18 protein-coding genes are annotated in these 24287 nt (G+C 73.6%); 7 read left to right on the forward strand and 11 right to left on the reverse strand.

The genetic code is table 11. The features are described 5' to 3' along the window. The first annotated feature begins 247 nt into the window (after nt 1-247). Nucleotides 248-667 (forward strand): hypothetical protein, encoded by a 420-nt coding sequence (locus tag WME98_RS38050; protein ID WP_437337477.1) that lies wholly within the window; start codon nt 248-250, stop codon nt 665-667. On the opposite strand, the gene WME98_RS38055 is transcribed toward WME98_RS38050, so the two are convergent. The 3 genes from WME98_RS38055 to WME98_RS38065 all read right to left on the reverse strand — a co-directional run bounded on the left by WME98_RS38055 (nt 664) and on the right by WME98_RS38065 (nt 7387). Beyond that, nucleotides 664-2337 carry a hypothetical protein gene (locus WME98_RS38055; RefSeq protein WP_437946604.1) on the reverse strand — a complete coding sequence of 558 codons (1674 nt, stop codon included), beginning with the start codon at nt 2335-2337 and terminating at the stop codon, nt 664-666. The two genes, WME98_RS38050 and WME98_RS38055, sit on opposite strands and share 4 nt — an antisense overlap. Further along, entirely contained in the window at nt 2330-6538 is a 4209-nt protein-coding gene (locus tag WME98_RS38060) for a DUF6531 domain-containing protein (RefSeq protein WP_437946605.1), read from the reverse strand. Before WME98_RS38060 ends, WME98_RS38055 begins: the two co-directional genes overlap by 8 nt. A gap of 411 nt (nt 6539-6949) precedes the next feature. Further along, on the reverse strand, nt 6950-7387 hold the full coding sequence (locus WME98_RS38065; RefSeq protein WP_437946606.1) for a hypothetical protein: 438 nt from the start codon (nt 7385-7387) through the stop codon (nt 6950-6952). 159 nt (nt 7388-7546) lie between these two features. Between WME98_RS38065 and WME98_RS38070 the strand changes: the two genes are divergently transcribed. Next, nucleotides 7547-7834 carry a hypothetical protein gene (locus tag WME98_RS38070; protein WP_437946607.1) on the forward strand — a complete coding sequence of 96 codons (288 nt, stop codon included), beginning with the start codon at nt 7547-7549 and terminating at the stop codon, nt 7832-7834. 19 nt (nt 7835-7853) lie between these two features. Further along, nucleotides 7854-8768, forward strand: a complete 915-nt coding sequence (locus WME98_RS38075) for a hypothetical protein (RefSeq protein WP_437946609.1) — start codon at nt 7854-7856, stop codon at nt 8766-8768. A 47-nt stretch (nt 8769-8815) separates the two neighbouring features. Here WME98_RS38075 and WME98_RS38080 read toward each other — a convergent pair whose 3' ends face one another. Beyond that, nucleotides 8816-9352, reverse strand: a complete 537-nt coding sequence (locus tag WME98_RS38080; RefSeq protein WP_437946611.1) for an N-acetyltransferase family protein — start codon at nt 9350-9352, stop codon at nt 8816-8818. A 211-nt stretch (nt 9353-9563) separates the two neighbouring features. On the opposite strand from WME98_RS38080, the gene WME98_RS38085 reads away from it, so the two are divergent. Further along, nucleotides 9564-10004, forward strand: a complete 441-nt coding sequence (locus WME98_RS38085) for a CBS domain-containing protein (protein ID WP_437946612.1) — start codon at nt 9564-9566, stop codon at nt 10002-10004. A 78-nt stretch (nt 10005-10082) separates the two neighbouring features. On the opposite strand, the gene WME98_RS38090 is transcribed toward WME98_RS38085, so the two are convergent. The 3 genes from WME98_RS38090 to WME98_RS38100 all read right to left on the reverse strand — a co-directional run bounded on the left by WME98_RS38090 (nt 10083) and on the right by WME98_RS38100 (nt 13275). Continuing rightward, nucleotides 10083-10454 carry a hypothetical protein gene (locus WME98_RS38090; protein ID WP_437946613.1) on the reverse strand — a complete coding sequence of 124 codons (372 nt, stop codon included), beginning with the start codon at nt 10452-10454 and terminating at the stop codon, nt 10083-10085. A gap of 77 nt (nt 10455-10531) precedes the next feature. Further along, nucleotides 10532-11161, reverse strand: a complete 630-nt coding sequence (locus WME98_RS38095; RefSeq protein ID WP_437946614.1) for a hypothetical protein — start codon at nt 11159-11161, stop codon at nt 10532-10534. After that, nucleotides 11158-13275, reverse strand: coding sequence for a hypothetical protein (locus tag WME98_RS38100; RefSeq protein ID WP_437946615.1), 2118 nt, complete (start codon nt 13273-13275; stop codon nt 11158-11160). Before WME98_RS38100 ends, WME98_RS38095 begins: the two co-directional genes overlap by 4 nt. Before the next feature lie 196 nt (nt 13276-13471). On the opposite strand from WME98_RS38100, the gene WME98_RS38105 reads away from it, so the two are divergent. Both WME98_RS38105 and WME98_RS38110 read left to right on the forward strand, forming a co-directional pair. Continuing rightward, nucleotides 13472-14434 (forward strand): hypothetical protein, encoded by a 963-nt coding sequence (locus WME98_RS38105; protein WP_437946616.1) that lies wholly within the window; start codon nt 13472-13474, stop codon nt 14432-14434. 69 nt (nt 14435-14503) lie between these two features. Next, nucleotides 14504-14992: an N-acetyltransferase family protein gene (locus WME98_RS38110; RefSeq protein ID WP_437946617.1), complete on the forward strand. Its 489-nt coding sequence runs from the start codon at nt 14504-14506 to the stop codon at nt 14990-14992. Between the two features lie 77 nt (nt 14993-15069). Here WME98_RS38110 and WME98_RS38115 read toward each other — a convergent pair whose 3' ends face one another. Both WME98_RS38115 and aroE read right to left on the reverse strand, forming a co-directional pair. Next, complete coding sequence (locus WME98_RS38115) at nt 15070-16290, reverse strand: vWA domain-containing protein (protein WP_437946618.1); 1221 nt, start codon at nt 16288-16290, stop codon at nt 15070-15072. A gap of 442 nt (nt 16291-16732) precedes the next feature. Further along, nucleotides 16733-17557 (reverse strand): shikimate dehydrogenase, encoded by an 825-nt coding sequence (gene aroE, locus WME98_RS38120; protein ID WP_437946620.1) that lies wholly within the window; start codon nt 17555-17557, stop codon nt 16733-16735. A gap of 311 nt (nt 17558-17868) precedes the next feature. On the opposite strand from aroE, the gene WME98_RS38125 reads away from it, so the two are divergent. Next, on the forward strand, nt 17869-20115 hold the full coding sequence (locus WME98_RS38125) for a molybdopterin oxidoreductase family protein (RefSeq protein ID WP_437946621.1): 2247 nt from the start codon (nt 17869-17871) through the stop codon (nt 20113-20115). Nucleotides 20116-20177: 62 nt separating this feature from the next. Here the strand turns inward: WME98_RS38125 and WME98_RS38130 are convergent, their stop codons facing one another. Then, a complete protein-coding gene (locus WME98_RS38130) occupies nt 20178-20825 on the reverse strand; it encodes a class I SAM-dependent methyltransferase (protein WP_437946622.1) in 648 nt (215 codons plus the stop codon). Nucleotides 20826-20858: 33 nt separating this feature from the next. Next, nucleotides 20859-23480: an aminopeptidase N gene (gene pepN, locus WME98_RS38135; RefSeq protein WP_437946623.1), complete on the reverse strand. Its 2622-nt coding sequence runs from the start codon at nt 23478-23480 to the stop codon at nt 20859-20861. Nucleotides 23481-24287 lie beyond the last annotated feature (807 nt).

Consider the following 24287-nt stretch of genomic DNA (forward strand, 5'->3'; position numbering starts at 1 on the left):
GTCGTGTCGACACCGGGGGACAGGTGCGGCGACCGTCGCAGTGCGCGAAATGCGCGGCGGATCTCGCGATCTCCCGCGGAGCGGCGAGGGATCCGGCAGGGGGCGAGTCTCCGGCGAGCACCTACCCGAGGAGAGGCGGAGTCGCTCGCGCTCGAGGAACGGCCGAGTCCGGTCGCCGGGGTGGCACGGCGGGCCACACGGGGCCGGGAGCTGTGGTGTATGCTGCCGCGAGCGGTCGGAGGATTGGATGATCCATCGGCAGACAGGCGAGATCGAGCTCGCGTCCGGGCTCCGCATCGGCCCCTCGTACTCGGAAGCGCAGTTTTTGTCGTCGCCGCTCGCGCGGACGGCCAACGCCCTGAGCCAGGCGCATCCGCGGAGCGGTTACCGGACGGCGCGCCAGCGCATCGGCTTCCGCACCTTCCGGATCACGCTGCACTTCTTCAGCGGCAAGCTCGCGTCGGTCGAGCTCTTCGAGGTGGGCGCGGAGTCGAAGGCCTTCTGGAACGACTGGTCCGAGAAGGAGGAGGCCGAGCGCAAGGCGAACCACGACGCGTGGCTGGAGTCGATGCTCGGCGCGCCGCCGTACGAGTATCCCTGGGGCAAGGTCACCTCCGAGCACGACCCGCGGGGCGGCTACAGCAGCATCGTCGTGCGCTTCGCCTAGCCGCCCTGGATCCGCGCGAGCGCGCGCTCGAGAGGCTCCCTGCGATCCCGGGGGAGCAGGCCGAGCATCTCCCGGCCGAGATCGAGGACCGCGGGCGAGAGCGACCTCGCGATCAGCGGATCGTACCGGGGGTCGACCTCCTCGCCGCGCTCGCGCAGCGTGCGCAGCATCGGGAGCATCACGAGGAGGCACTCCTGCGCGTTCGGGCTGGAGGACCGCCCGATCTCCAGCAGGTGCTCGGCGCGCTCGCGCAGGCACGCCGTCAGCGCGCGGCGCACCGGCTCGACGAGCCGCAGCAACAGCCCGGGACCACGGTCCGCGAGCAAGGTGGGGAAGGCGAGGGGAGCATAGGCGCCCGAGACGATGTCGAGGCAGAGCCGGAAGATCTGCTCCGGAGAGCGCTGGCCGTGGAGCGCCTCCAGCAGCGCCGCCTCGTCCACCTGCCCGCGGCGGAGCGCCCGGAGCCACTTCCAGGTCGGCCAGTCGCGGGGCGAGCCGTCGACCCGCATCGTCAGCCGCGCGTCGAGCGGCCCCGGCGGCGACAGCCCGAGGAACCGCGCGCCGTCCTGCGGCAGCCATAGCCCCCGCCGGGCCAGCATCGAGGACGCTTCCCGCGCGAGCGCCTGGAGCGCCCCCTCGGCGACCAGGAGCTCGAGGGTCGCGCGCTGCGGCGCCGAGAGCTCCTCGGGCAGCACCTCGTCGTGCTCGCGCCCCTCGTACTGTCGGAACGCGACGTCGAACAGCGCGGTGAGCAGGGCGGCCAGCGACTCGCGGTGCGGCGCGGGCGGCTCGACGCGCTCGCCGCGGACGCGCGGCAAGAGCCGCTGCCCTGCGGCGAGCCGGCGCTCCACGGCGGCGCGCAGGACGCAGAGCGCCTCCGCCGGCCGCGCCTCGCCGAGCCGGCCCAGCACCCGCGCCGCGTACGCGCCGACGTGCCCGTCGCCCCACGGGAAATCCCACCGGGCGAGCGGGCCGAGCGCCGCGGCGTCGCCGATCGCCTCGAGCGCCGCGCGCGGCATGTCCCGCGGCGCCACGTGCGCGAGCGCGATGCCGGCGCTCCCGCGCACCAGCGGATCCCGGGAGCGCAGGAGAGCCTCGAAGCGCGGCGCGTCGACCGTGGTCCCGAGCCGCCGGCCGATCAGCCCCAGGGCCACGACGGCGCTCGCCCTGTGGACGCCTTCCCCCGCCGCCTCGACGGCGCGCTCGACGGCCTCGCGGTGCTCGAGGGTCGGCCCGGGGAGGGCGGCGAGCACGCAGGCCGCGCTGGCCCGGAGCTGCGGATCGCCGTGGAGCGCGTGCCGCACGTAGACCGGGGCCCCGGCGCGCGCGGCCTCGCCGACCGCGTCGGCGAGCGGAGAGCGCTCGCGCGCGGGCGTCCCGAGGTCGCCCTCCGGCGAGAGGAGCTCCCGCACGAGCAGCAGCAGCCGGTGTCGGTCCGGGACCTCGGGGGCCGCCAGCAGCTGGATCACGAACGGGACGACCGCGAGCGAGGCCGGCCACAAGGTCCCCTGGTGCACCAGGCGCTCGAGGAGATCGAGCCAGGCGTCTTCGCGCACGTCGGCGTCCGGAGAGGCCAGATCGTGCAGGATCTCCGGGATGACGTCGCCGGGCCCGCAGGGCGTCTCGAGGGCTCCCCAGTCGACGGCGTCGAGACCCTCGAGCTCAACCACATCCGCCTCGCCGCCTCGCCGCCCGCTGCCTGCGGTCGCGCTCGGCGTTGTAATCGTCCCTCCCCAGCATGTTGGGAGGCACCGGATCCGGGCCCAGGTAGAGCGTTACCGGCATGCCCTGGCCGCCCCTGCCCGCCCCGAGGCCGGTGTACTGGATGGCCATACCCTGGTTCTCGGGCAGCTGCCTGAAGTTGTCCATCGCGTTGACGCAGTTCGCGCAGGAGTGCCACTCGCCGAAGATCCGGATCGTGGAGCCCGCCAGATCCGTGCGCCCGGTGAGCTGCTGGACGAGCATGACCTCGCTGTCCAGGAGCCGGTTCCCGGGGACGTTGCCGACGCGGAACTCCGGGATCTCGGTGCCGTCCGCGAGCGTGATCCTCACGTCGATATCGTGGCTGAGCCCGAACGGATCGACGGACCACGTGGGCGCTCCGCCGAACCCGTACAGGTCGTTGCCGCCGTAGATCCCCAGCGGATCCGGGCTGCACCACCGCGCCACCTCCGGATCGAAGTAGCGGTACCGCGTGTAGCGCAGGCCGGACTCCTCGTCCTCGTACTGCCCGAGCAGGCGGAACGGCGGCTCCACCGTCCGGCCTTGCGCCGCGCGCTCGCCGTCCACGAACGTCTCCCGCAGCTCGCCCCAGGCCGAGTAGGCGCCGGACCACGCCACCCGGCCAGCGGCGTCGATGAGCTCCCTCGGCGTGCCCACGTGGTCGGTGACGTAACAGAACACCTCCCCCTGCTCGGCCTGGAGCAGCGGCAGGAACGTCCCGGGGGCGTGGACGAAGGTCCGTGTCCCGCGCTGGCCGTGGATGTCGGCCGCGAGCATGTCGCCATCCCAGACGAACTCGACGACCTCGCGCAGGTCCGTGCCGTCGTCGAACACCTCCTTGCGGATCCGGCGCCCGAAGGCGTCGTAGGTGAACGCGACCCTGGCGCCCGACGGGAGCCTCACCTCCCGCAGCTGATCGCGGCAGTCCCACACGTACGCCGTCGTGTCGTCGGGCTGCCCGTCCGCTCCGCTGCGCGCCGAGCGCTTGAGGACGCGGCGGCCCCGCCGGTCATGGCTGTACGTCGCGCGCTCCGTGTGGACCAGGCGGTTGCCCGGGGCGATCTGCCAGGGCTCCTGCTCCGCCGGCTCCGCCTGCGGCGTCGGCTCGAAGCGCTCCAGCATCCTCCTCAGGGAGCCAGCGACGTCGTAATCGAAGACCTCGCGCCGGGCGCCCCGCTGCGCGGCGACGAGCTGGCCCATCGCGTCGTGCGCGAACGCGGTCGCGCCCCACCGGCGGTCGTCCAGCCGCTCGACAACCCCGTTCTCGTCGTAGCGCCAGGATCGCTGGGCCAGGACCGAGGACAGCGCGCCGCCCGGGGGGCCGACGCTGACCGTCCTCTCGATCAGCCTGTCCAGCGCGTCGCGCTCGCTCTGGATCGTCACCTGTCCCGGGGCGTGCCGCGCGACCTCGCGCCCGAGGCGGTCGAGGCGGATGTCGAGCCGATACCCGTCGTGCTGCACGCCCGTCAGGCTGTACGCCGCGTCGTACTCGTACCGCGTGGTCGCGCCGTCCGGCATGATCCGCTCGGTCCGCCTGCCGCGCGGGTTGTACCCGTACCGGATGCGGCGGGCGCCCTGCGTCTCGGCGATGATCCGCCCCAGCGCGTCCCGCTCGAAGACGGTGACGACCCGCTGGCCTCCCTGCTCGCTCACCGCGCCGAGCAGCCTGCCCTTCGGATCGCGGTGGAAGACCGCGGTCACGTCCGGCGAGTCGTCGCGCACGATGTTGCCGAGCGGGTCGTGCGAGAACGCGCGGAAGGTGCTGTCTGGATAGTCGATCCGGGCGAGCCGCCCGGCGCGCGAGTACGCGTAGGCGAGCTCGCGCCCATCGAAGGACGTCTCCGTCGCGATCCGCCCCGCCGTGTCGTAGGTGAACTCGTAGCGCTCGCCGCGCGGGTTCCTGACCCGCCGCAGCCGCTCTCGCGCCGTGTACGCGAAGCTCCACGTGCCCCCGCCCGGCTCGGTCACCTTCGTGAGCACGCCGGTGCCGCCGTACTCCATCTCGTGGCGATACCCCATGGCGTCGGTGGACCGGATCGGCCGCTCGAGCGGGCCGTACTCCCAGCGCTCGACGGTGCCGTCCGGGCGGCGGAGGGCGAGCAGGCGCCCGAGCCGGTCGTACTCGACCGCGCTGCGCCGGCCGAGCGCGTCGGTCCGCGCGACGGGGCGCCCCATGGCGTCATAGGCGTACTCCGTCCTGGCGCCGCGCGCGTCGACCTGCTGGACGACGTTGTGTCGCGCGTCGAACGCGAAGGATGCGAGGAGGCCCTGCTCGCCGTGGATCGCGCGGACCCGGCCGCGCTCGTCGCACGTCAAGACGTACCTCAGCCCGGAGGGATAGACGATCTCGCGCAGGCGGCCGCGCTCGTCGTACCCGTAACGCTCCACCACCCGTCCCTCCGACTCGACGCGAGCGACCGGCAGGTCGTCCTCGTGATCCCACGTGATCACGTTCCCGGCGCGGTCGATCTCCCGGATCTTGTTCCCGCGCGCGTCGTACTCGTACCGGATCGTCTCGCCCGCCCCGTTCGCCTCGGCGAGGAGGTAGAGGTCCGCGTCGTACGCGCACGTCCGGATCAGGATCCCGTCCGGCGTCTCCTCGCGCACGACCAGGCCGTCCTCGTTCCAGTGGAGGATCCGCGGCTCGTCATTGCCGCTCAGCCGCGTGATGCGACGCTCGAGATCGGGCACGATCTCGACCGCATGGATCCCGCCGTCGCCCCAGGTCCTCCTGCACCAGCCGGTCTCGGGATCGTACTCATAATGGAAGCTCACGCCGTTCTTCAGCGTGGTCTTCACCATCCGGTGGTCCTCGTCGTACGCGTAGCGGTCCGCGTACCCGAGCGCGTCGGTCGCGCTCGCGAGCTCGCCCATGGCGGTATAGCCGTAATCGACCCATTGCTCGAGGCTGTCGCCCGCCCACACCTCAAGGCGCGCGATGCGGCCGCCGTGGGTCAGCTTGACCCGCACCTCCCGGCCCGCGGTGTCGATCACTCGGCGGAGCCTCGCCCCGCTGTACTCCAGCGCGATGGCGTTGCCATACGCGTCCTCGATCGATCGCAGGAGCGCCGGCCCCTGGGGCTCGGCCGGCGCGAAGCGCCGGGTCAGGCGGCTTTCGTGATCGTAAACGGCGAAGGCGCCGTCCGGGAGCGCGGTCAGGGTGAGGCGGTCTCCACGGTGGAAGGCGCGCTCGCCCGGCTTCACCGCCCTGAAGTAGACGTCGCGCCCCTCCTGGTCGCGGAGCGTGATCCGCTGCTCGCCGCGCTCGACGTGCTGCTCGAAGCTGTGGACCCACCCGCCGCGGCCGAGCGACGTCCGTTCGAGGGCCCGCGCCGAGGAGTAATGGCGCTCCCAGGAGAGCTCGATGGCGCCGGGGAGCGAGAGATCTATCCTGGAGTCGACGACGCGCCCCGAGGTCACGTCCACCGGATGGCCGGCCTCGGCGCACTTGCTCCGCGGCGGCGCGGAGGCGCCCTGGTCGGCGAGGCCCTTGGCGCCCTTCTCGGCCGCTTCCTGGCCCGCCTCGTCGGCGTTCTTGGTCGCCGCGCGGAGCCCGTCGCCGACGACATCATCGCCCTTCCGGAACAGGGGCCTCACCAGGTCGCCCGCGAACTTCGCGAGGAGCGCGCCGCCGGCCCTCGCCACGACCTCGAAGGCGAGATCCAGGACCAGATCGATCGCCAGCGTCAGCGCCCCTTGCGCGAAATCGCTGAACGTCGGCGTCGTCTGCACCGTCCCCGGGTTCAGCACGAGCGACGTGGGCCACTTGCCGTACTCCCAGCAATCCGCGTTGAGCGACACCGGGCCGCCGATCACGCAACACGTCGCCTTCTCGCCGCAGATCTCGACGGCTCCCCGCGGCAGCCAGCACTTGTGAGAGCCGAAGAGGATGTGGAGCGGCGTCAGGGCGTCGAGCGGATCGGGGATGATCCCGAGGTGAGGCCACAGGAACACCGGCTCATGCTGGTGCGTGACCGACGGGACGCCGTTGAACAGCACCGTCGGGTGCTGCCTGTCCCCCAGCGTGAACGGGTGGAGAAGCGTCAGCTTCCAGAACCACATCGGCGCGGGCGGGAAGATGTGAAAGCCGCTGTGACCCTCGATGCCGACGATGAGCCAGCCGTTGATGTCGTGAAAGTTGTGCGCCATGCCCGACTCCCTCGCGCCGGTGGGAAAAATCAAGCTTTGGTGGAGCTGGTAGGGCAGTCCCACATCACGGTAGAAAAAGCGGCGCGATGTGGCAAGGTGTGTCCCGCGCGCTGTTCCGCGGCACCTTGGCGAAGCGCGGGTATCCGTCACGGCCCGCTCGACGGGGCGCCTGCCACGACCCTCGTCCGCCTCGTCGCCGCTTTGGGGAGCCGTCGTCCTCGCGCGGCGGCGCGGCGTTCGTGGCGGCGTGTGATCGGCGCAGCCACGCACGGCGGCTCGTGTACGCTGCGCCGCCGTGCGATGTTCCGGGAGCGCCGTGCTCCACCCGCGCCGTCTCGTGGCCGTCGCCGTGCTCGCCGGTGCCCTGGCCGGGTCGGACGCGCGGGCGGAGGAGCAGCCCCTGCGCATCACCTACGAGGCGCACGAGGGCTGTCCCAGCCCCGAGGTGTTCCTGCGCGAGCTGACCGCGCGCACGAGCCGCGCGCGCGCCGCCGCGCCGGACGAAGCGGCGCTCGAGGTGCGCGTGCGCATCACCGGGAGCGCGGGCGCTACCCGCGGCCGGATCACCCTCGGCGCGGGGGAGGGGGCGCGCGTCCGCGAGGTCGGCGGCGTCACGTGCGCGGAGGTCGTCGCGGCCCTGGCGCTCATCACGGCCCTCCGGGTCGACCCCACCGCGTCGCTCGATCCCCAGCCGCCGGCCGCTGAGCCGCGCTCTACCGAGGTTCCGGCGCCCGGCGGGGCGGCGACCGTCGGCGGGGCGGCGACCGCCGGCGGGGCGGCGACCGTCGGCGGGGCGGCGGAGGCCGCCGGCGCGGCGCGCGCGGCCGGCGCGGCGGAGGCCGCCGGCACGTCGCGGAGGAGCGCGCCGACGAGGGCCCGCCCCTGTCCGGGCCAGCCGCCCCGGGTCCAGCCGCCCCGGGTCGAGCCGCGCTGGCGAAAGCCGCGCCGGCCGCGAGCAGCCCGCGCGCGCCCGAACGGAACACGTCGACGCTGGCCTCCGAGCTGGCGTTGCTCGACACCGCGCGGCGCGCGCTGCGGCGCGGCGATCCGGCGGCCGCCCTCGCGCTGCCGGATCGCCACGCGCGCGAGTTCGCCGGCGCGCAGCTCGCCGACGAGGCCGCGGCGATCCGCGTCGAGGCGCTGGCGAGCAAGGGAGATCGTGCGGGCGCGCGAGCGGCGGCGCGGCGCTTCCTCGAAGCGCACCCCGGCAGCCCGCACGCCGATCGCGTCGAGTCGGCCGCCGGCATCGGCGCGCGCGAAGAAACCGTGATCCTGAGGGGCGAACCCGTAGATTGAACCGGCAGGAGGCTTTGTGATGAGGCTCTTGAACACCGTATCCACACTCTGTTGCTCCTCGGTGCTCTCGCTGCTCGTCGCTGCGTGCGGGATATCTTCTCTCGGCAGCGGCCTAGGAGGCGACGGCGGCGGCTCCAGCAGCTCCGGCGCAGGCACCGGCTCGAGCTCTTCGGGCGGCGCAGGCACCGGCTCGAGCTCTTCGGGCGGCGCAGGCACCGGCTCGAGCTCTTCGGGCGGCGCTGGCGCCGAGTGCCGCGGCCCGAACCCGGCCGGCTGCAGGACGCAGGGCTGTCCCGCGGGGCAGAGCTGCGTCGACGAGGGCTGCACGCCGTCGAGCTGCGGATGCGACCCAGCGACCGGATCATGGTACTGCACCGACGACTGCGGCGGCGGGACGTGCGTGGCCGACGAGCCCGCGTGTCGCGGCCCGAACCCCGCCGGCTGCAGGACGCAGGGCTGTCCCGCGGGGCAGAGCTGCGTCGACGAGGGGTGCACGCCGTCGAGCTGCGAATGCGACCCAGCGACAGGATCGTGGATCTGCACCGACGACTGCGGCGGTGGGACGTGCGTGGCCGACGAGCCCGCGTGCGGCGGCCCGAACCCCGTCGGCTGCAAGACCCAGGGCTGCCCCGCGGGGCAGACCTGCGTCGACGAGGGCTGCACGCCGTCGAGGTGCGGATGCGACCCAGCGACCGGATCGTGGGTCTGCACCGACGATTGCGGCGGCGGGACGTGCGTGCCCGACGAGCCCGACGAGACCGAGTGTCGCGACCCGAGCCCCGCCGGTTGCAAGACCCACGGCTGCCCCGCGGGGCAGACCTGCGTCGAAGAGGGCTGCACGCCCTCGGCGTGTGGATGCGACACGGCGCGCGGCGTGTGGATCTGCACCGCCGATTGCGGCGGCGGGATCTGCGTGCCCGACAGCGACGCGTGAGGCGAGCCGAACCCCGTCGGCTGCCGCGTCCGCGCTGGCAGCGGGCGTTACAGCGCGCGCCGGTAGCGGACCTCCGGCAGGCTGCCCGCGCCGACGCGCGCGCCCCGTCGCGCCCCGTCGCGGGTGAAGCCGGAGAGCTCGTAGAAGCGGCGCGCGCGGGTGTTCCCCTCGAGGACCCAGATCGTCATGGTCCGGTGGCGGCGCCGCGCGAGGTCGGCCTGCGCGGTGTCGAGCAGCGCGGCGCCGAGGCCGCGGCCCCACGCGGCGGGCAGGAGGTAGATCGTGTAGAGCTCGCCCACCGCGCGGGGATCGTCGTCGTCGTCGCGCGTCGGTCCGGCGCTCGCGAAGCCGAGCGCGGCGTCGTCGGCGCAGAGCACCCAGGCCCGCGTGCCGGTCGCGGCGCCGTGGAACAGGATCCGCTGCCAGCTCGCCTCGCGCGCCCGCACGGAGAGGGCGTTGAGGTCGGCCGCCGGAACGAGGCCGAGGTAAGCCGCCCTCCAGGAGTCGATCTCGACGCGCGCGATGGTCGCTGCGTCCGTGGGCTGCGCCCGGCGGATGACCGCCCTCGTGATCCGCTCCGACATGGTGCCTCGCGTCCCAGTATGCCTCTCGGCGCGGCGCGCGGCGCTGCCGCCGCGTGGTCCAGGGCGCTCGCCCGAGCCGGCCGCCCCGTCAAGCGGTGCCTGACGCCGCATTCATCCCGCTGCTCCATCCCCTGCCGGCGCCGGTCTCCTAAGGTCCGGGTGTGCGCGGTGACGCAACCGAGCGCTGCAAACGGAGCCGAAGGAGGAAACCATGCTGTGCAAGGAGATCATGAAGAGGGAGATCCAGTGCGTCATGACCTCGGACACGATCCAGACGGCCGCGCGCAAGATGCGCGACGCGAACGTCGGCTTCCTTCCTGTGTGCGACGACGAGGGGAAGGTGCTCGGCACGCTCACGGACCGCGATCTCGCCATCCGGGTGCTGGCCGACAGCCGCCCGCTGAGCACGAAGGCGGGCGACGTCATGACCCGCGCGGTGGTCGCGTGCCGGCCCGACGACGAGGTGCACCGCGCCGAGCAGCTGATGGGGCAGCACCACAAGTCGCGCGTCCTGTGCACGGACGCTGACGGACGGCTGGTCGGCATCATCAGCCTGTCGGACATCGCGCAGCGCGAGGACGACAAGACCACGGCGCAGACCGTCCGCCGGGTGACCGAGCGGGAGGCGGCGCACGGCGCAGGGGCGTCGTAGCGGCGCTCGCGAAGGGGGCCGCCTCGACCGCCCCCGGGGCCTGCGGCCGGGCGATCCGGCCTCAGCGGCGCTGCGCGATCACCCCGGGCCGCGCAGCGCTTCGACCAGGGCCTCCACCAGCGCGCGAACCGGCAGCGAGGGCGCCCGCTCGCCGAGCAGCTCGAGCACGTCCTCGTCGTCCTCGCCGCACGAGAGCTGCACGGCCGCGACCACGGCGCCATCGCGCTCGACCGCCAGGTCGAAGATCCCTTCCTCGTCGCTCACCGGCGCGCCGAGCAGCGCCGACAGGCGGCGGCCGAGCAGCTCGGCCAGCGGCTCGTCGCCGCCGAGGCCTGCCTCGTCGGGCTCGATCCTGGCCTGGACCGGGCGCGCCGGCCCCCCGCTCACCTCGGCCCCCTCGCGATCGAGCCGGAAACGCAACCCACGCGCCTCGAAGATCCCCGTCGTCACGCGCCCGATCAAGGCACGCCGCGCGCGCCCGGGCAAGCCGGTCCGAGCGCGATCGCTCTCCGCGGCCCGCGTCGGGCTCACAGCACGCTGACGAGCGGCCCGGCGTCGCCGTCGAGCCATTGCTCGGAGATCACGAAGCTGGTCGAGATCCCGAGCTGGCCGCGGTACGCCCACACGCCCGTGAGGATCTCGATCACCCTCCGGTCGCCGCGCCGGACGGGGAAGACCACGGAGACGCCGCTCGCGAGCTCCTCGCTGTTCTTCTGGTCCAGCCGGAACCACGCCTCGCCGGCGCTCGCTCCGAGCGTCCTCACGGCGGCCAGCGAGGGCGCCGTGCAGTCGATGCGCAGCCACTCGCGCCGCATCCGCGCCTTGCACGCGGCGCCGCTCTTGTCCCTCGCGAGCCGCACCGGCTCGGCGTCGTCCCACTCCGCCATCGCGGGCCGCGGCGTCCGCTCGGGCGCGGGCGGCGCCTCTTCCAGCGCGCGCGCCTCGGGCGCCGCCGCGCCGTCCCCCCCGTCCGGCGCGCCCTCTCCCCCGTCCGGGAGGGCTGCCCCCGTCTCTGCCCGAGGTCCGGCCGCGGCGCCGTCCGGCGCGGCGGCCACGGCGCCGGGCGGCGCCGCGGTCTGAGCGCTCTGCGGCTCTGCGGCTTGCGCCGGCGCGAGCGCGCCGAGCAGGACTGTCCCGATCCAAAGGAGCTTCTTCATAACGTCCTCAAGAAGGCGACGAGCGCCGCCTTGTCCTTCTTCGACATGTGGCTTGTGCGGCCCATGCGATCCTCGTTGTTCTCGACGAGCTCCTCGAGCGTCCTCGCGGAGCCGTCGTGGTAATAGGGCGCCGTCCCGGCGACGAAGCGCAGCGATGGCGTCTTGAACACCTGGTCCTTCTTCTCCCTGTAAAACCCCGGCTGGGCGACGAAGCGCGGCATCGGGTAGCCCATCCGGTCGGTGTACTCGGTCTCGGGCACATGGCAGCGGGAGCACTGGGCCGCCTCGCTCGTGAAGAGCGCGAATCCGTGCTTCTCCTGCGGCGTGAGCGGCCGATCCTCCCGCGGCGGGGGCGCGAGGCCCTCGCGCAGGAAGCTGGCGAGGTAGGTCGCGCGCAGCCCGAGCGCGCCGTCCTTGGCGCCGCCCGTCCCCCATCGATGCAGGCCGAAGCCCTCCAGGATGCGCGCGGCCAGGCTCTCGCTCTGTGCGTTCCAGCCATAAGGGCCCACGGCCGAGACGCGCCCCGCGAGCATGGGTGTCTGTCGCGCCACGCCGCCGGCGAGCCCTTCCATCGGCCGGTTGTCGGCGGATCCGAAGAAATTGGCGAAGTCGCCGCCGCTGACCTCGTGCCACACGTGGCCGTCGTCGCGCCCGTCGGGGTGGCACCCGGCGCACCCGAGCCCGCCGCTCGTGAGCCAGTCGGTCGCGTTGTAGAAGAGCCTCCGGCCGACGGCGGCGTGCTCCAGGACCGGAGGCTCGGCCAGCCGGATGAACGGCACGGGCCCCGGCTCGTAGCGCGCGCCCGCCCTGTGCTCGTCGAGGCGGACGATGGCGAGCGTGTCGGTCGAGCGGCAGTACACCCACGCCACGGACTCGTCCCCGGAGAGGGCGACGCCGCTCGGCGCGCCGCACAGGGTCGCGGCGCCGACGTCGCGCGAGAGGGCGTCCACGGATCCCGGCGCCGCGGCGACGGTCGCCGGCGAGCTGCCGAGCCGGTAGGTGGCGAGGGGCCGGAGCGCCGGATCGATCGAGAGCGCGTCGAGCTCCACCAGGGCGTCGGTGCCCTCGCTGGCGACGAGCAGCGTGCGGGTGCTCTCGCGGACCACGAGGGCGCGCGGCTGGACGAACGGGGCGAGCTCGGTCTTCGGCGCCTCGAGCTCCGGGTCGCCGGCGATGTCGAGCTCGAAATCCCGCGCGATCCGGCTCGGGGCGCCCTCGCGGCGGCGGGGCGCGAGGGGCTCGTCGTTGCCCGTCTGCAGGGCGTCGACCGTGGCGGCGCCGAACCACGAGAGCTCGCCGATCGCGCCGAGCGCGTGGCGCGCGACGAACAGGCGGCGGCCGTCCGGGGAGAGCGCGGCCGCGTATCCGAGCGAAGCGGCGCGCGGCTCGTCCGGAGGGGCGCGGTACGGCGACGGGGGGAGCGCGATCGAGCGCGCCTTGGGCGGAGAGCGCAGCTCGATCCGGGTGAGGGCCGCGGACGTGAGGTGCGTGACGTACGCGGCCGCGCCGTCCTCGCGGACCACGACGCCGCGGGGCTCGCGCGCGACGTCGATCGACCATGATGTCGAGGCGGTCGCGAGATCCACGGCGGAGACCTTGGCGGTCCAGGCGCTGGTGACGATGGCGGTGCGCTCGTCCGGTGTGATGGCCAGCCCCCAGGCGTCGGCCGGCAGCGGCACGCGCGCGACCTCCGCGAGGCCTGCGGTCGGATCCGGGCGCATGACGAGCAGCAGCCCGGGGTCTCGGATCGTGACGAGCACGCGGTCGTCGAGCGCGAGGACCTGCGCGGGGCGCCCTGGCATGGCGATCGCGACGGGCGGTGTGCTCACGTCCACGGGCAGCGGGATGCGGCGGACGACGCGGTGGTCCTCGTCGGCCAGGTAGAGCGCGTCGCCCTGGGGCGCGCGCACGAGCGCGCCGCCGGCGCGCAGGGCCGCGCGGCGCTTCGCGGACGGCGGCGTCGTGGACGGCGCTTGGGGGGGAGACGGCGGCGGCGTCGCGGTCTCCTCGGCTCCGGCATTCCGCTCGTCCGGCGCGGGTTGCCTGGAGGGGGGTGAGCAGGCCGCGGCGAGGAGGGCGGCGGCCAGAAGGAGAGTCGGTGTTCGCGGGTTCATCGGGCGCCCGCAACAACGACACCGCTCGGTGGGGGTATTCCAGGAGTTGTCGGGTCTGGGGGGCTCCTCGCGGCGCCGTTCGAGAGGCCGCCATCCGCCATGGCGCCGCCACCCGGCCGGCGTCGCGCCTGACCCCGGAAGCCCCTGATTTCAGCCGTCCGAGCGGCTGGTACGCCTTCTGCCATGGGCGCCGCGCATGGGAGACGCCGACATCACGTTGCGCCACCTCGCCCGACGGCGCCCCGAGGACCTGGTGCGCGCCCTGGTCCCCGAGGGATCCATCGAGGTCCTCGGTTGGCTCGACAGCCAGGTCACGAACATCGAGCGCCGCCTCGACAAGGCCCTTCGCCTTCGGGTCGGCGGCGAGCCGCGGGTGTTACATGTCGAGTTCTGCTTCGCGCTCCGGGGCGACGTTCCGGATCGCATCTTCGAGTACCTCGGCTTCCTCTTCGCCGCGCTCCGTCTCGAAGCCCCCGGCGAGCCGGTGCCGCCGATCGAGAGCGTCGCCGTGGTCCTCTCGGGGCGCAGGCGGCGCTTGCCGAAGGCCGCGGAGCGCCGCATCGCCTGGCCGGGGCGACCGTTCAGCGGCGCGCGCTTCCGGATCGACGCCGTCTACCAGCGCACGGTCGCCGAGCTGCGGGCGCGCGGCAGCGTGCTCTGGCTGGTGTTCGCCCCGCTTGCACGCAACGCGACCGCGGCGGCGCTGCGGGAGGTCGTCGCGGAGATCCACGCGGGCGCGAAGACCGCGGAGGAGCGGGCCGAGCTCTACACGGCGCTCCTGGTGATGGCGACGATCGATCCCTGGCGGCATAATCTGCTGAAGGAGCTCATCATGATGGTCGAGGACGAGGAAGAGGGGCTGCTCCGTCGCACGCCGATCATCGGGGAGATGATCCTCGAGGCCGAGCGTCGAGGAGAGGAGCGCGGCGTGGAGCGAGGAGAGCGTCGAGGGGAGGAGCGCGGCGAGGAGAAGGCGATCGCCGAGCTGCTCGGCCGCCTCTTCGCGCGGCGGATCGGGCGACGACCGACGGCCGAGGAGGAGCGCTCGATCGTCGAGCGAGCCCGCGCGCTCGGTCCGGGCGAGGTCGAGGACGCCCTGCTCGATCTCGAGGCCGAGGCGCTGGTTCGCTGGCTCGCGGAGCCGATCCGCCCCTCGTGAGCCCCGTGGTACCCTGCCGCGCGACGAGCGCTGAGCCGAGCCGGCGCCTCGCTTCTTCCGGGAGACGCCATGCCTGACGCCACGCCGCCCGTTACCCTGCGCGAGATCACCCGCGATAACCTCGGCGCCATCCTCGAGCTCTCCGTGGCCGAGGGCCAGAAGGGCTTCGTCGCGAGCAACGCGGTCTCGCTCGCCCAGGCGCATTTCGCGCCCGAGGCCTGGTACCGCGCCATCTACTGTGGCGACGAGCCCGCCGGCTTCGTCATGCTGGAAGACCAGTCGATGGCGTCCCCGCCGCCGGAGAGGCCCGAGATCGGCGTGTGGCGCTTCATGGTCGACCAGCGCTTCCAGCGGCGCGGCGTCGGCCGGGCGGCGATGCTGCAGGTGATCGAGCACGTGCGGCGCCTGGGGCGCTTCTCGTCGCTGCTGCTGTCGTACGTGCCGGGCCCGGGCAGCCCCGAGGGGTTCTACCGCAGCCTGGGCTTCCGCCCCAACGGTCGCATGGACGGGACGGAGGTGGTCATGGAGCTGCCGCTCGACGGCGCATCGTCGCCGTAGCGCGCCGCCGCGCCGCGCCGCGCCGCGAGCGGCGGCGGCGGCGGGATGATGCGTGCGAGCGACGCGCGGCCTCCGGCTCAGTACGCGAGCACCTCGCTGCCGGACGAGAGCGCGCACGCGCCGTCCTCGGGATCGCCGCCCGTGCGGAGGATCTCGGACGGCACCGGCTCGCGGTGGACGCCGGAGAGCTCGATGTCGACCATGCGCAGGATCGCGCGATCGAGCTTGGTCACGTAGTAGCAGGGGATCGTCGGCTCCTTGTGGGCACCGCCGACCCCGGAGTCGTCCGTCAGGAAGAGGTATCGGCCGCCCGTCAATTGCGCGGCTGAGCGCATGGTGATCTCGGTGAGCTCATCCACGCCGCTCGACGCGACGGGATAGACATGCACGCCGAGGTCCTTGAGGGCGCGTATCCCCTCTGCCATGGCGCCCGCGTTGGCGTCGTGGTGGGGCGCGTCCGCCACCCAGAAGGCGAGGCGCGCGGTGTCGTTGCCGGTGCGCCAGGCGAGGTCGGCCGCCTTGGACAGCGCCATGTCGGGCGCCTCGGGGAAGTCGCCGCCGCCGCCGGCCGCCTGCGCGGCGAGCTTCGCCTGGAACTCGTCGGGATCGTCGCGGAAGTCGAACCACCGAACGATGTAGTCGTCCTCGGTGTCTTTATAAACGACGAGCGACCAGCGCTGCGCGGCGTTCGGGTACTTGGCGAAGATGGATTCCGAGAGGGCGATGAACTCCGTCTGGAGATACGTGATCTCGTCGCCCATGCTGCCGGTCGTGTCGATGATGAGCGAGACGTCGAGCGTCTCCTTCGGTCCGGGAGGCGTCGCGAAGAGGCTGTTGGCGGCCTGGTGGTCGGCCTCGGTGAAGGGCAAGAAGCCCGGGAGCTGCTGCGCGTAGAGCGTGCTCCGGTACGAGAGGAAGAAGTCGAAGTTGCGGTTGTCGTCCCAGACGCCCGCGGTGAGCGTGCCAGGCTCGGCGCTGCCGCCGCCGGTGCCGCCAGCGCCGCCGGTGCCGCCAGCGCCGCCGCCGCCGCCGCCGGCGCCGGGGCCGACGCCAGTGCCGCCGCCGGCGCCGACGCCTGCGCCGGTGCCGCTGGAGCCGCCGGAGAAGTCGCCCCCATCCGACACACCGCCCGCAGCGGCCGAGCCGGAAGCGCCGACGTCAGCGCCGGCGCCGGCGCCCGGGATCTCGCCGTCGCCGCCTTCGTCCGAGCTCGGGTCGCTTGAGCTCGCGCCGCCCGAGCACGCCGCCAGAGCCAGAAGGCTTCCCACCATGAAAGCGAAGCGGAAACGGATGCGCATGGGGTCTCCTTGGCCGCCGGGGCCTCACGTGCCCACGTCGGACGCGGCCGGGCGTGCCAAGGTGCATGCAGCGTGCCGCGTTCGAATCGTGCGATTTCCGGCACTTACGCGGCTGTATAGTGAGCGTTCTGTGCCAGGACGCGCCAGGGCGGCACCGGCAACCCGACCCAGGTTGGGGCGACCGACCCAGGTTGGGGCGACCGACCCAGGTTGGGGCGACCGACCCAGGTTGAGGGAACCGACCCAGGTTGAGGGAACCGACCCAGGTTGAGGGAACCGACCCAGGTTGAGGGAACCGACCCAGGTTGAGGGAACCGACCCAGGTTGAGGGAACCGACCCAGGTTGGGGGAACCGACCCAGGTTGGGGGAACCGACCCAGGTTGGAGCAACCCAACCCAGGTTGCGCACGGCGGAGCGCCCCCCCGGGAAGACGACCTCCGCTCAGGCCCCCCGCAGCGCGGCGATCACCGGCGCGGTGTCGGGCCGCACGCCGCGCCACAGGGTGAAGCACTCGGCGCCCTGCTCGACCACCATGCCGAGGCCGTCGGCCGTCTGCCTCACGCCGGCCGCGCGCGCCGCCCGCACGAACGCGGTCGACTCCTTCTTGTAAGCCATGTCGTACGCCAGCGAGCTCTCGTCCCACACGCCGTCGGGCAGCGGCGGCACCTCGTTGGTCATCGACGAGGCCGAGCCGTTGATGACCACGTCGAACCGCCCGACGATATCGGCGAAGCCGCCGCCGGCGAGCCGGGCGGCGCCCGCCTGCGCGCCGAACTCGGCGGCGAGCTCCACCGCCTTGCTGGCGGTGCGGTTGGCGATGAAGATCTCGGCCGGCCGCTCCTCGAAGAGCGGCAGCAAGGCGCCGCGCACCGCGCCCCCCGCGCCGAGGAGCAGCACGCGCGCGCCCATGAGCCCGCGGCCGAGGTTGTACGTGATGTCGCGCAGGATGCCGACGCCGTCGGTGTTGTCGCCGAGGATGGTGCCGTCGCCCCGGAAGGTGAACATGTTGATCGCCCCGGCCGCACGGCCGCGCGGCGTCAGCTCGTCGGCCAGCGCGAAGGCCTCGAGCTTGAAGGGCATGGTGATGTTCATGCCCTTGCCCCCGCTCCCCTGGAACTCGCGCACGGCGGCGGCGAAGCCGTCCAGCTCGCCGAGGATCGCGCCGTACTCCATGTCCTGCCCGCACTGCTTGGCGAAGGCGGTCTGCAGCGCCGGCGACTTGGCCTGGGCGATCGGGTTACCGATGATGGCATAGCGGTCGGTCATGGTCGTCTCCACGCCTCAGCAACGCGAGCAACGCGCGGGCCACACGCAACCTCGCCAGCGCGCGCCGCAGATCTACGACAGCGCCGCGCCTCTCGCCAAGCGCGCGCGGCGGTGCCCCTCCGTCCAGCGCCGCGCCCTTCGCCGTCACGCGCGTCTGTACACAGCGTCAACCCGAGGTTGACGCCGCGAGCGATCGCCGTCGCCCGAGCGCGCCCCGGCGCGAGCCTCGCCCCGCCGCGCGCCGCGCCGCCCCGCGCAGCTCGAGCTCCGTCGCTCGCGGGCCGCGCCGGGCGCTGATACCCTCGCGCCCCATGCCGAGCCACGGGACCGCGCGCACGCACCACCGCACCTGCAACATCTGCGAGGCGATGTGCGGGATCGACATCGAGGTCGACGGCGACCGGATCACCTCGATCCGCGGCGACGAGCGCGACCCGTTCAGCCGAGGGTACATCTGCCCGAAGGCGCTCGCGCTCCAGGACCTGCACGAGGACGCGGATCGCCTCCGGGCTCCGGTCCGGCGCACCGCCTCCGGCTTCCAGCGCATCTCGTGGGACGACGCCCTCGACGAGGTCGCCGGGCGGCTCCGCGACGTCCAGCGGCGCCACGGCAGGGACGCCGTCGCGGTCTACCTGGGCAATCCAAGGACGCACAACTACGCGTCGCTCCTCTACCTCACCCCGTTCCTGCAGGCGTTGCGGACGCGGAGCTGCTTCTCCTCGAACTCGGTCGACCAGCTGCCGCACCACCTCGTCTCCACCCTGCTCTTCGGGCACCAGATGCTCGTCCCCGTGCCCGACATCGACCGCACCTCGTTCCTGCTCATCGTCGGGGCCAACCCGGTCGTCTCGAACGGCAGCCTCATGTCGGCGCCCGGCATGCCGCGGCGGCTCAAGGCGATCCGCGCGCGCGGCGGCACGATCGTCGTCGTCGACCCGCGGCGCACCGAGACCGCCGAGATCGCCGATCGCCACCACTTCATCCGCCCCGGGACCGACGTCTTCCTGATGCTCGGGCTGCTCTCGACCCTCTTCGCCGAGCGCCTCGTCGCGCCGGGCCGGCTCGGCGATTTCATGAACGGCGTCGCCGACATCGAGCGGCTCGTCCGCGACTTCACGCCCGAGCGCGTCGCCCCGAAGGTCGGCATCCCCGCGGCGCAGATCCGCGAGCTCGCGCGCGCCTTCGCCGCGGCGCGCCCGGCCGTCTGCTACGGCCGGATCGGCGCCTGCCTCCAGGAGTTCGGCGCGCTCACCACGTGGCTCATCGCGGTGCTCAACCTCGTCACCGGCAACCTCGATCGCCCCGGCGGGGCGATGTTCGCCCGGCCGGCCGTCGACGTCGTCGCGATGCAGGACCTGCTCGGCCAGCGCGGCGAGTTCGGCCGGAGCCGCAGCCGCGTGCGGCAGCTGCCCGCGTTCGCCGGGGAGTACCCCGCCGCCGCGCTCGCCGAGGAGATCCTCACGGAGGGCCCGGGGCAGGTCCGCGCGCTCCTCACGATGGCGGGCAACCCGGTGCTGTCGACGCCGAACGGCCGGACGCTGGATCGAGCGCTGGCCGGCCTCGATTTCATGGCCAGCATCGACTTCTACATCAACGAGACGACCCGGCACGCCCACGTGATCCTGCCGCCGACCGGCCCCCTGGAGCGCGACCACTACGACCTCGCGTTCCACGCGCTCGCGGTCCGGAACACCGCCAAGTACGCCCCCGCGCTGTTCGCCCCGGCGGACGACGCGCGCCACGACTGGCAGATCCTCGTCGAGCTCGGGGCGCGCCTCGCGGCGCCCGGGCCCGCGGCGCCGCTCGCCGGCCGCGCGGCGCGCCTCCTGTCGCGGGTGCTCCCGCCGACGCGGCTGCTCGACGCCGCGCTCCGCTTCGGGCCTTATGGCGCCGGCGTGCGCCCGCTGTCGGGCGGCCTCTCGCTGCGGAGGCTCGAGCGCGAGGCGCACGGCGTGGATCTCGGGCCGCTCGTGCCGTGCCTGCCCGAGCGGCTGTTCACGCGGTCCGGGCGCATCGAGCTCGCGCCGGAGGTCCTCGTCGCCGATCTCGAGCGGGCGCGCGCGGCGCTCGACCGCGAGGAGCGCGGGGGGCCCGGCCACGAGGAGCGCGGGGCGGGGGAGGCGGGCGAGCCGGGGCAGCGGGGCGAGGCGGGGTACGACCTCCAGCTCATCGGGAGGCGCCAGCTCCGGAGCAACAACTCGTGGCTGCACAACAGCCGTCGCCTGGTGAAGGGCAGGAACCGGTGCACGCTGCTCATGCACCCGGAGGACGCCGCCCGCCGCGGCATCGCGACCGGGCAGCAGGTCCGGGTGCGCTCGCGGGTCGGGAGCATCGACCTCGAGGTCGAGCTGACCGACGAGGTGATGCCCGGCGTCGTCAGCGCCCCGCACGGCTGGGGCCACGGCCGCGACGGCGTCCGGCTCGAGACGGCGCGGCGGCACGCCGGCGAGAGCGTCAACGATCTCACGGACGACCGCGCGATCGACGCGCTCTCGGGCACCGCCGCGCTGAACGGCGTCCCGGTCCGCGTCGAGCCGGCCGGGGCCCCGTCGGCGTAGCCCGGCAGCCCCCGTCGACCGGCCGACGCACGGCGCGCCGCCTCCGCCGCGGCCGTCGCCCCTCAGCCGATAGCCTCGGCCGTGAGCAGCCGCGTCCGCCGGCCCGACGCGAGCGTGAGGTGCTGCCCCCAGCTCGTCTGGTGCGGGACCTCCCCGTCCACGATCTCGCTCGCCCGGATCTCGAACCCCGCGGTGCGGTAGGCGGGGCGCAGCGCGTCGTCGATCCACGCGTCCGAGAGCTCGGGGAGGCCGAGCCGGGCCGCGTAGGGCCGGTCGTCGAAGACGCTCTGGTTGAGCAGCGCGATGAGCTCCCCGCCCGGCCGGACGAGCCGGCGCAGCGCCTCGAGCACGGGCGCCTCCGGGAGCACCAGGGCCGAGAGCAGCGACGCCCACGGGAAGTTCAGGGTCAGGGTGTGGGCGAGCCCGGCGAGCTCCTCGGGCAGCGCCTGCACCGACGCGACCACGAAGAGCGCGTTCGGCCGGCCGCCGCGGGCGGGCTTGCGGCTGGCGCGCCACGACACCTCGCGCATCCGCTCGCCCGCGGGGTCCACGCCGATGCAGTACGTGTCCGGGTGGGCGCCGGCCGAGCGGTACACGAAGCGCCCGTCGCCGGTGCCGACGTCGATGAGCACGCGCGCGTGGCCGGCGAGCTTCGCCTCGAGGTCCGCGCGCGTCCACGTGACGGACGCCTTGCCGAGCTGCACGATCATCGCCGCCTCGAGGCCGCCCTCCCGGCCGCCCGCTCAGCGCGGGGCGCCGCCGCTCCCCGCGCGGGCGCCCTGGGGCGCGCTCGCCGCCGCGAGCTCCCGGCAGCCGATCGCCCGCGCGAGGTCGTCGATGGACTCGCGCAGCATCCGGACCAGCATCGGCAGCCGCGGCGCCGCCGGCGCCGCGCCGTCCGGGGCCCGCTGGAGCGCCGCGAGCCGCGCCTCGGCGGCGGCGAGGAGGTCCCGATCGACGCGGTACGACGGGAACAGGTGGGTGAAATACGCGGACGCGAGCTCGTGCGTCCGGGTCTCGAAGACCTGCTGCACCCGCTCGAAGAAGCCCTGCGCGTACGGCTCGAGCAGCGCGCGCTGGAACGACCAGTTGAAGCCCGACATGGCCGCGCTCGTCAGGTGCAGCGAGCCGTACCCGCCCTCGTGGAAGCGCTCCCACGCCGCGGCCTTCGCCGCCGGATCCGGGCGCGCCGTCTCGGCGCGCAGCGCCGCGCGCTGGCCGCGATCGGACGGGTCGCGCTCGCGCTCGGCCGCGAGCCGCGCGTCCGCGCCGGCCATGCCGCGCGCGATCCACTTCACGGCGACCGTCCAGCGCATCTCCTGGTCGATCTCGAGCCCCTCCACCTCGATCTCGCCGTCCACGAGGCGCGCGGCCAGGGCGAGATCCGGCGCGGCGTAGGCCGCGTTGAGGAGCGCCCGCGCCCACACGATCTGCGCGTCGCCGCGGGGGGCCGCCCGGAGCGCCGCGAGGGCGAGGGCGGTGAACGCGCTCGCCTCGACCTCGCGCATCGGGTCGGGCACGTAGCGCGCGAGGGCCGTCACCGCGTTCGAGAGCACGGGCTCGACGAGCGAGAGGTCGGGCTCGACGGGCAGCTTGTCCCTCACCAGCGCGAGGTACGCGGGGGAGGCGAGCTTCTGGTCGCGCACCATGCTCCAGAGCGACGACCAGAGCAGCTGGCGCAGGAGCGGATCCTCGACGCGGCCCATGTGCTCGCGCACGAACGCGAGCGAGCCCGGGTCGAGCGCGATCTTGGCGAACGTGAGGTCGTTGTGGTTCGGGAACACGAAGAGCGGCGCGCGCTGCCCCCGCGCCGCGGCGACCTCGGTGGCCGCGCCGTCGATCTCGGCGGGCACCGCGTCGACGACGAGCGCGCCGCCCTCCTCGCGCGCGAGCGCCACGTCGATGCGGTGCGGCCGGAGGGTCGGGTAGTCCTCGGGGGCCGTCTGCAGCACGCGGAGCCGGCCGATGCGGTCGCCGTCGGGCTCCCACTCGGCGGTCAGCGTGTTGAGCGACGCCTGCTCCAGCCAGACGCGCGACCAGGCGCCGAGGTCGCGGGCGGAGCCCTCCTCGAGCGCGGACAGGAACTCGCGCAGGGTCGCGTTGCCGTACTGGTAGCGCTTGAAGTACCGGCGCATCCCGTCGCGGAAGGCGGGCAGGCCGATCGCCGCGACGAGCTGCTTCATCGCGGCCGCGCCCTTGCCGTAGGTGATGCCGTCGAAGTTCAGGAACGTGTGCTCGGTGTCCGCGAGCTCCCCGGCGATGGGGTGCGTCGTCACGAGCTGGTCTTGCCGGTAGGCCCAGCTCTTCATGACGTTGAACGCCTTCCACACGGCCGGCTGGAACCGGGTCGCCTGCTCCATGGCGAGGAAGGCCATGTACGTGGCGAAGCTCTCGTTGAGCCAGAGATCGTTCCACCACCGCATGGTCACGAGGTTGCCGAACCACATGTGGGCCATCTCGTGGAGGAAGACCTCCGCGCGCGTGAGGCGCTGGTGGTCGGTCGGCGGGTCGCGGAAGATCATCCGCTCGCTGTGGGTCACGGCGCCGGCGTTCTCCATGGCGCCGGCGTTGAACTCCGGGACGAAGACCTGGTCGTACTTGGTGAAGGGGTACGGGTAGTCGAAGAACTCGGGGTAGAAGTCGAAGCCCTGCTTGGTGATCGTGAAGAGCTCGTCCGGGTCGAGGTGCTTCTCGAGCGATCTGCGGCAGTAGAGCCCGAGCGGGATGCCGCGGTGCTCGTCGCGGACGCCGCTGTAGGGGCCGGCGATCAGCGCGAAGATGTAGGTGCTGAACCGGGTCGTCTCCTCGAACACGCGCGTCGAGCGCCCCAGGCCGGCGCCGATGGTGCGGCGGATGCGGGCGTTGCCGATGACCTCCCAGTCCTCGGGCGCGGTGACGGAGAGGCGGTAGCTCGCCTTGATGTCCGGCTGGTCGAAGCAGGGGAACAGGCGGTGGGCGCTGAACGGCTCGAGGTCCGAGTAGAGGTAGTCCTCGCCGTCCTCCGGGTCGCGGAAGTGGTGGAAGCCGTCGCCGGTATGGTCGTAGTCGTTCTCGTAGACGACGCGCACGCGCGTCTCCGGGTCGAGCAGCTTCCCCGGGAGGCGGATGCGGCAGTCGGACCACTCGGGCTCGACCGGGACGCCGTTGATCTCGAGGCGCTCGATGCGCCGGCCGCGGAAGTCGATGAAGGTGTCGCCGCTGCCGCGGACGTCGAAGTAGGCGATCGCCTCGCCGCGGTAGCCGCTGTCGCCGCGCGACAGGTCGAGGGAGAGCTCGTAGCGCGCGTTGCCGATGCGCGCGGCGCGCTCCTCGGCCTCCTTCTGGGTGAGCACGTCCCGTCCAGGGCCGCCGGTCTTTTCCGTCATGACGTGCACACCCTAGGACGAACCCCCGGAGGGTGGCCAGCGATCTGGCGCGGTCGCGCGCGCCGCCCCGCCGGGAGGCGCGGGAGGGAGGCCGCCGCCGGGCGGCCGGTGGAGGGATGGGGGAGCGGACGGTCGAGGGACGAGGGGGCGGACGGCCGGGTGAAGGAGCCGTCCCGCGGGGGAGCCGACCCGGGTTGGGGTACCGACCCAGGTTGGGGAGCCGACCCAGGTTGGGGAGCCGACCCAGGTTGGGGAGCCGACCCAGGTTGGGGAGCCGACCCAGGTTGGGGAGCCGACCCAGGTTGAGGTACCGACCCAGGTTGGGGTGCTGCCGACGCCGCGGGCGGCCTCCGGACGGAGCAGCGCGCCCTGGTTCTGTGCCAGAACGGCGTTGTTTTGTGCCAGGGAGGTTGGGGAGCCGACCCAGGTTGGGGTACCGACGCCGCGGGCGGTCTCCGGACGGAGCAGCGCGCCCTGGTTCTGTGCCAGAACGGCGTTGTTCTGTGCCAGGGGAGGGGGGGTCCGGCACCGGCACAAACGCAATGCATTGCGACACACCGGGGTCCGGACCCCTCGAGAACGCTCGGCGGAGCGATTTTCAGGGCAAGATTGTGCCAGAAAACGCGTTTTTTGAGGATTTTCTGTGCCAACGACCCCGCGTACCCCCTCCTCTTTGTGCCAGAAGGGGGTGCCGGACCCCTTCGGACCGCAATGCAGAGCGCTGGCGGGGGTGCCGGACCCCTCCCGGGACGCAGTGCAGAGCACGCGCGGAGGTGCCGGACCCCTCCTGGCGCAAGGCCGCGCGAG

The sequence above is a fragment of the Sorangium sp. So ce296 genome, assembly GCF_051529605.1.
Classification (GTDB): domain Bacteria; phylum Myxococcota_A; class Polyangia; order Polyangiales; family Polyangiaceae; genus Sorangium; species Sorangium cellulosum_D.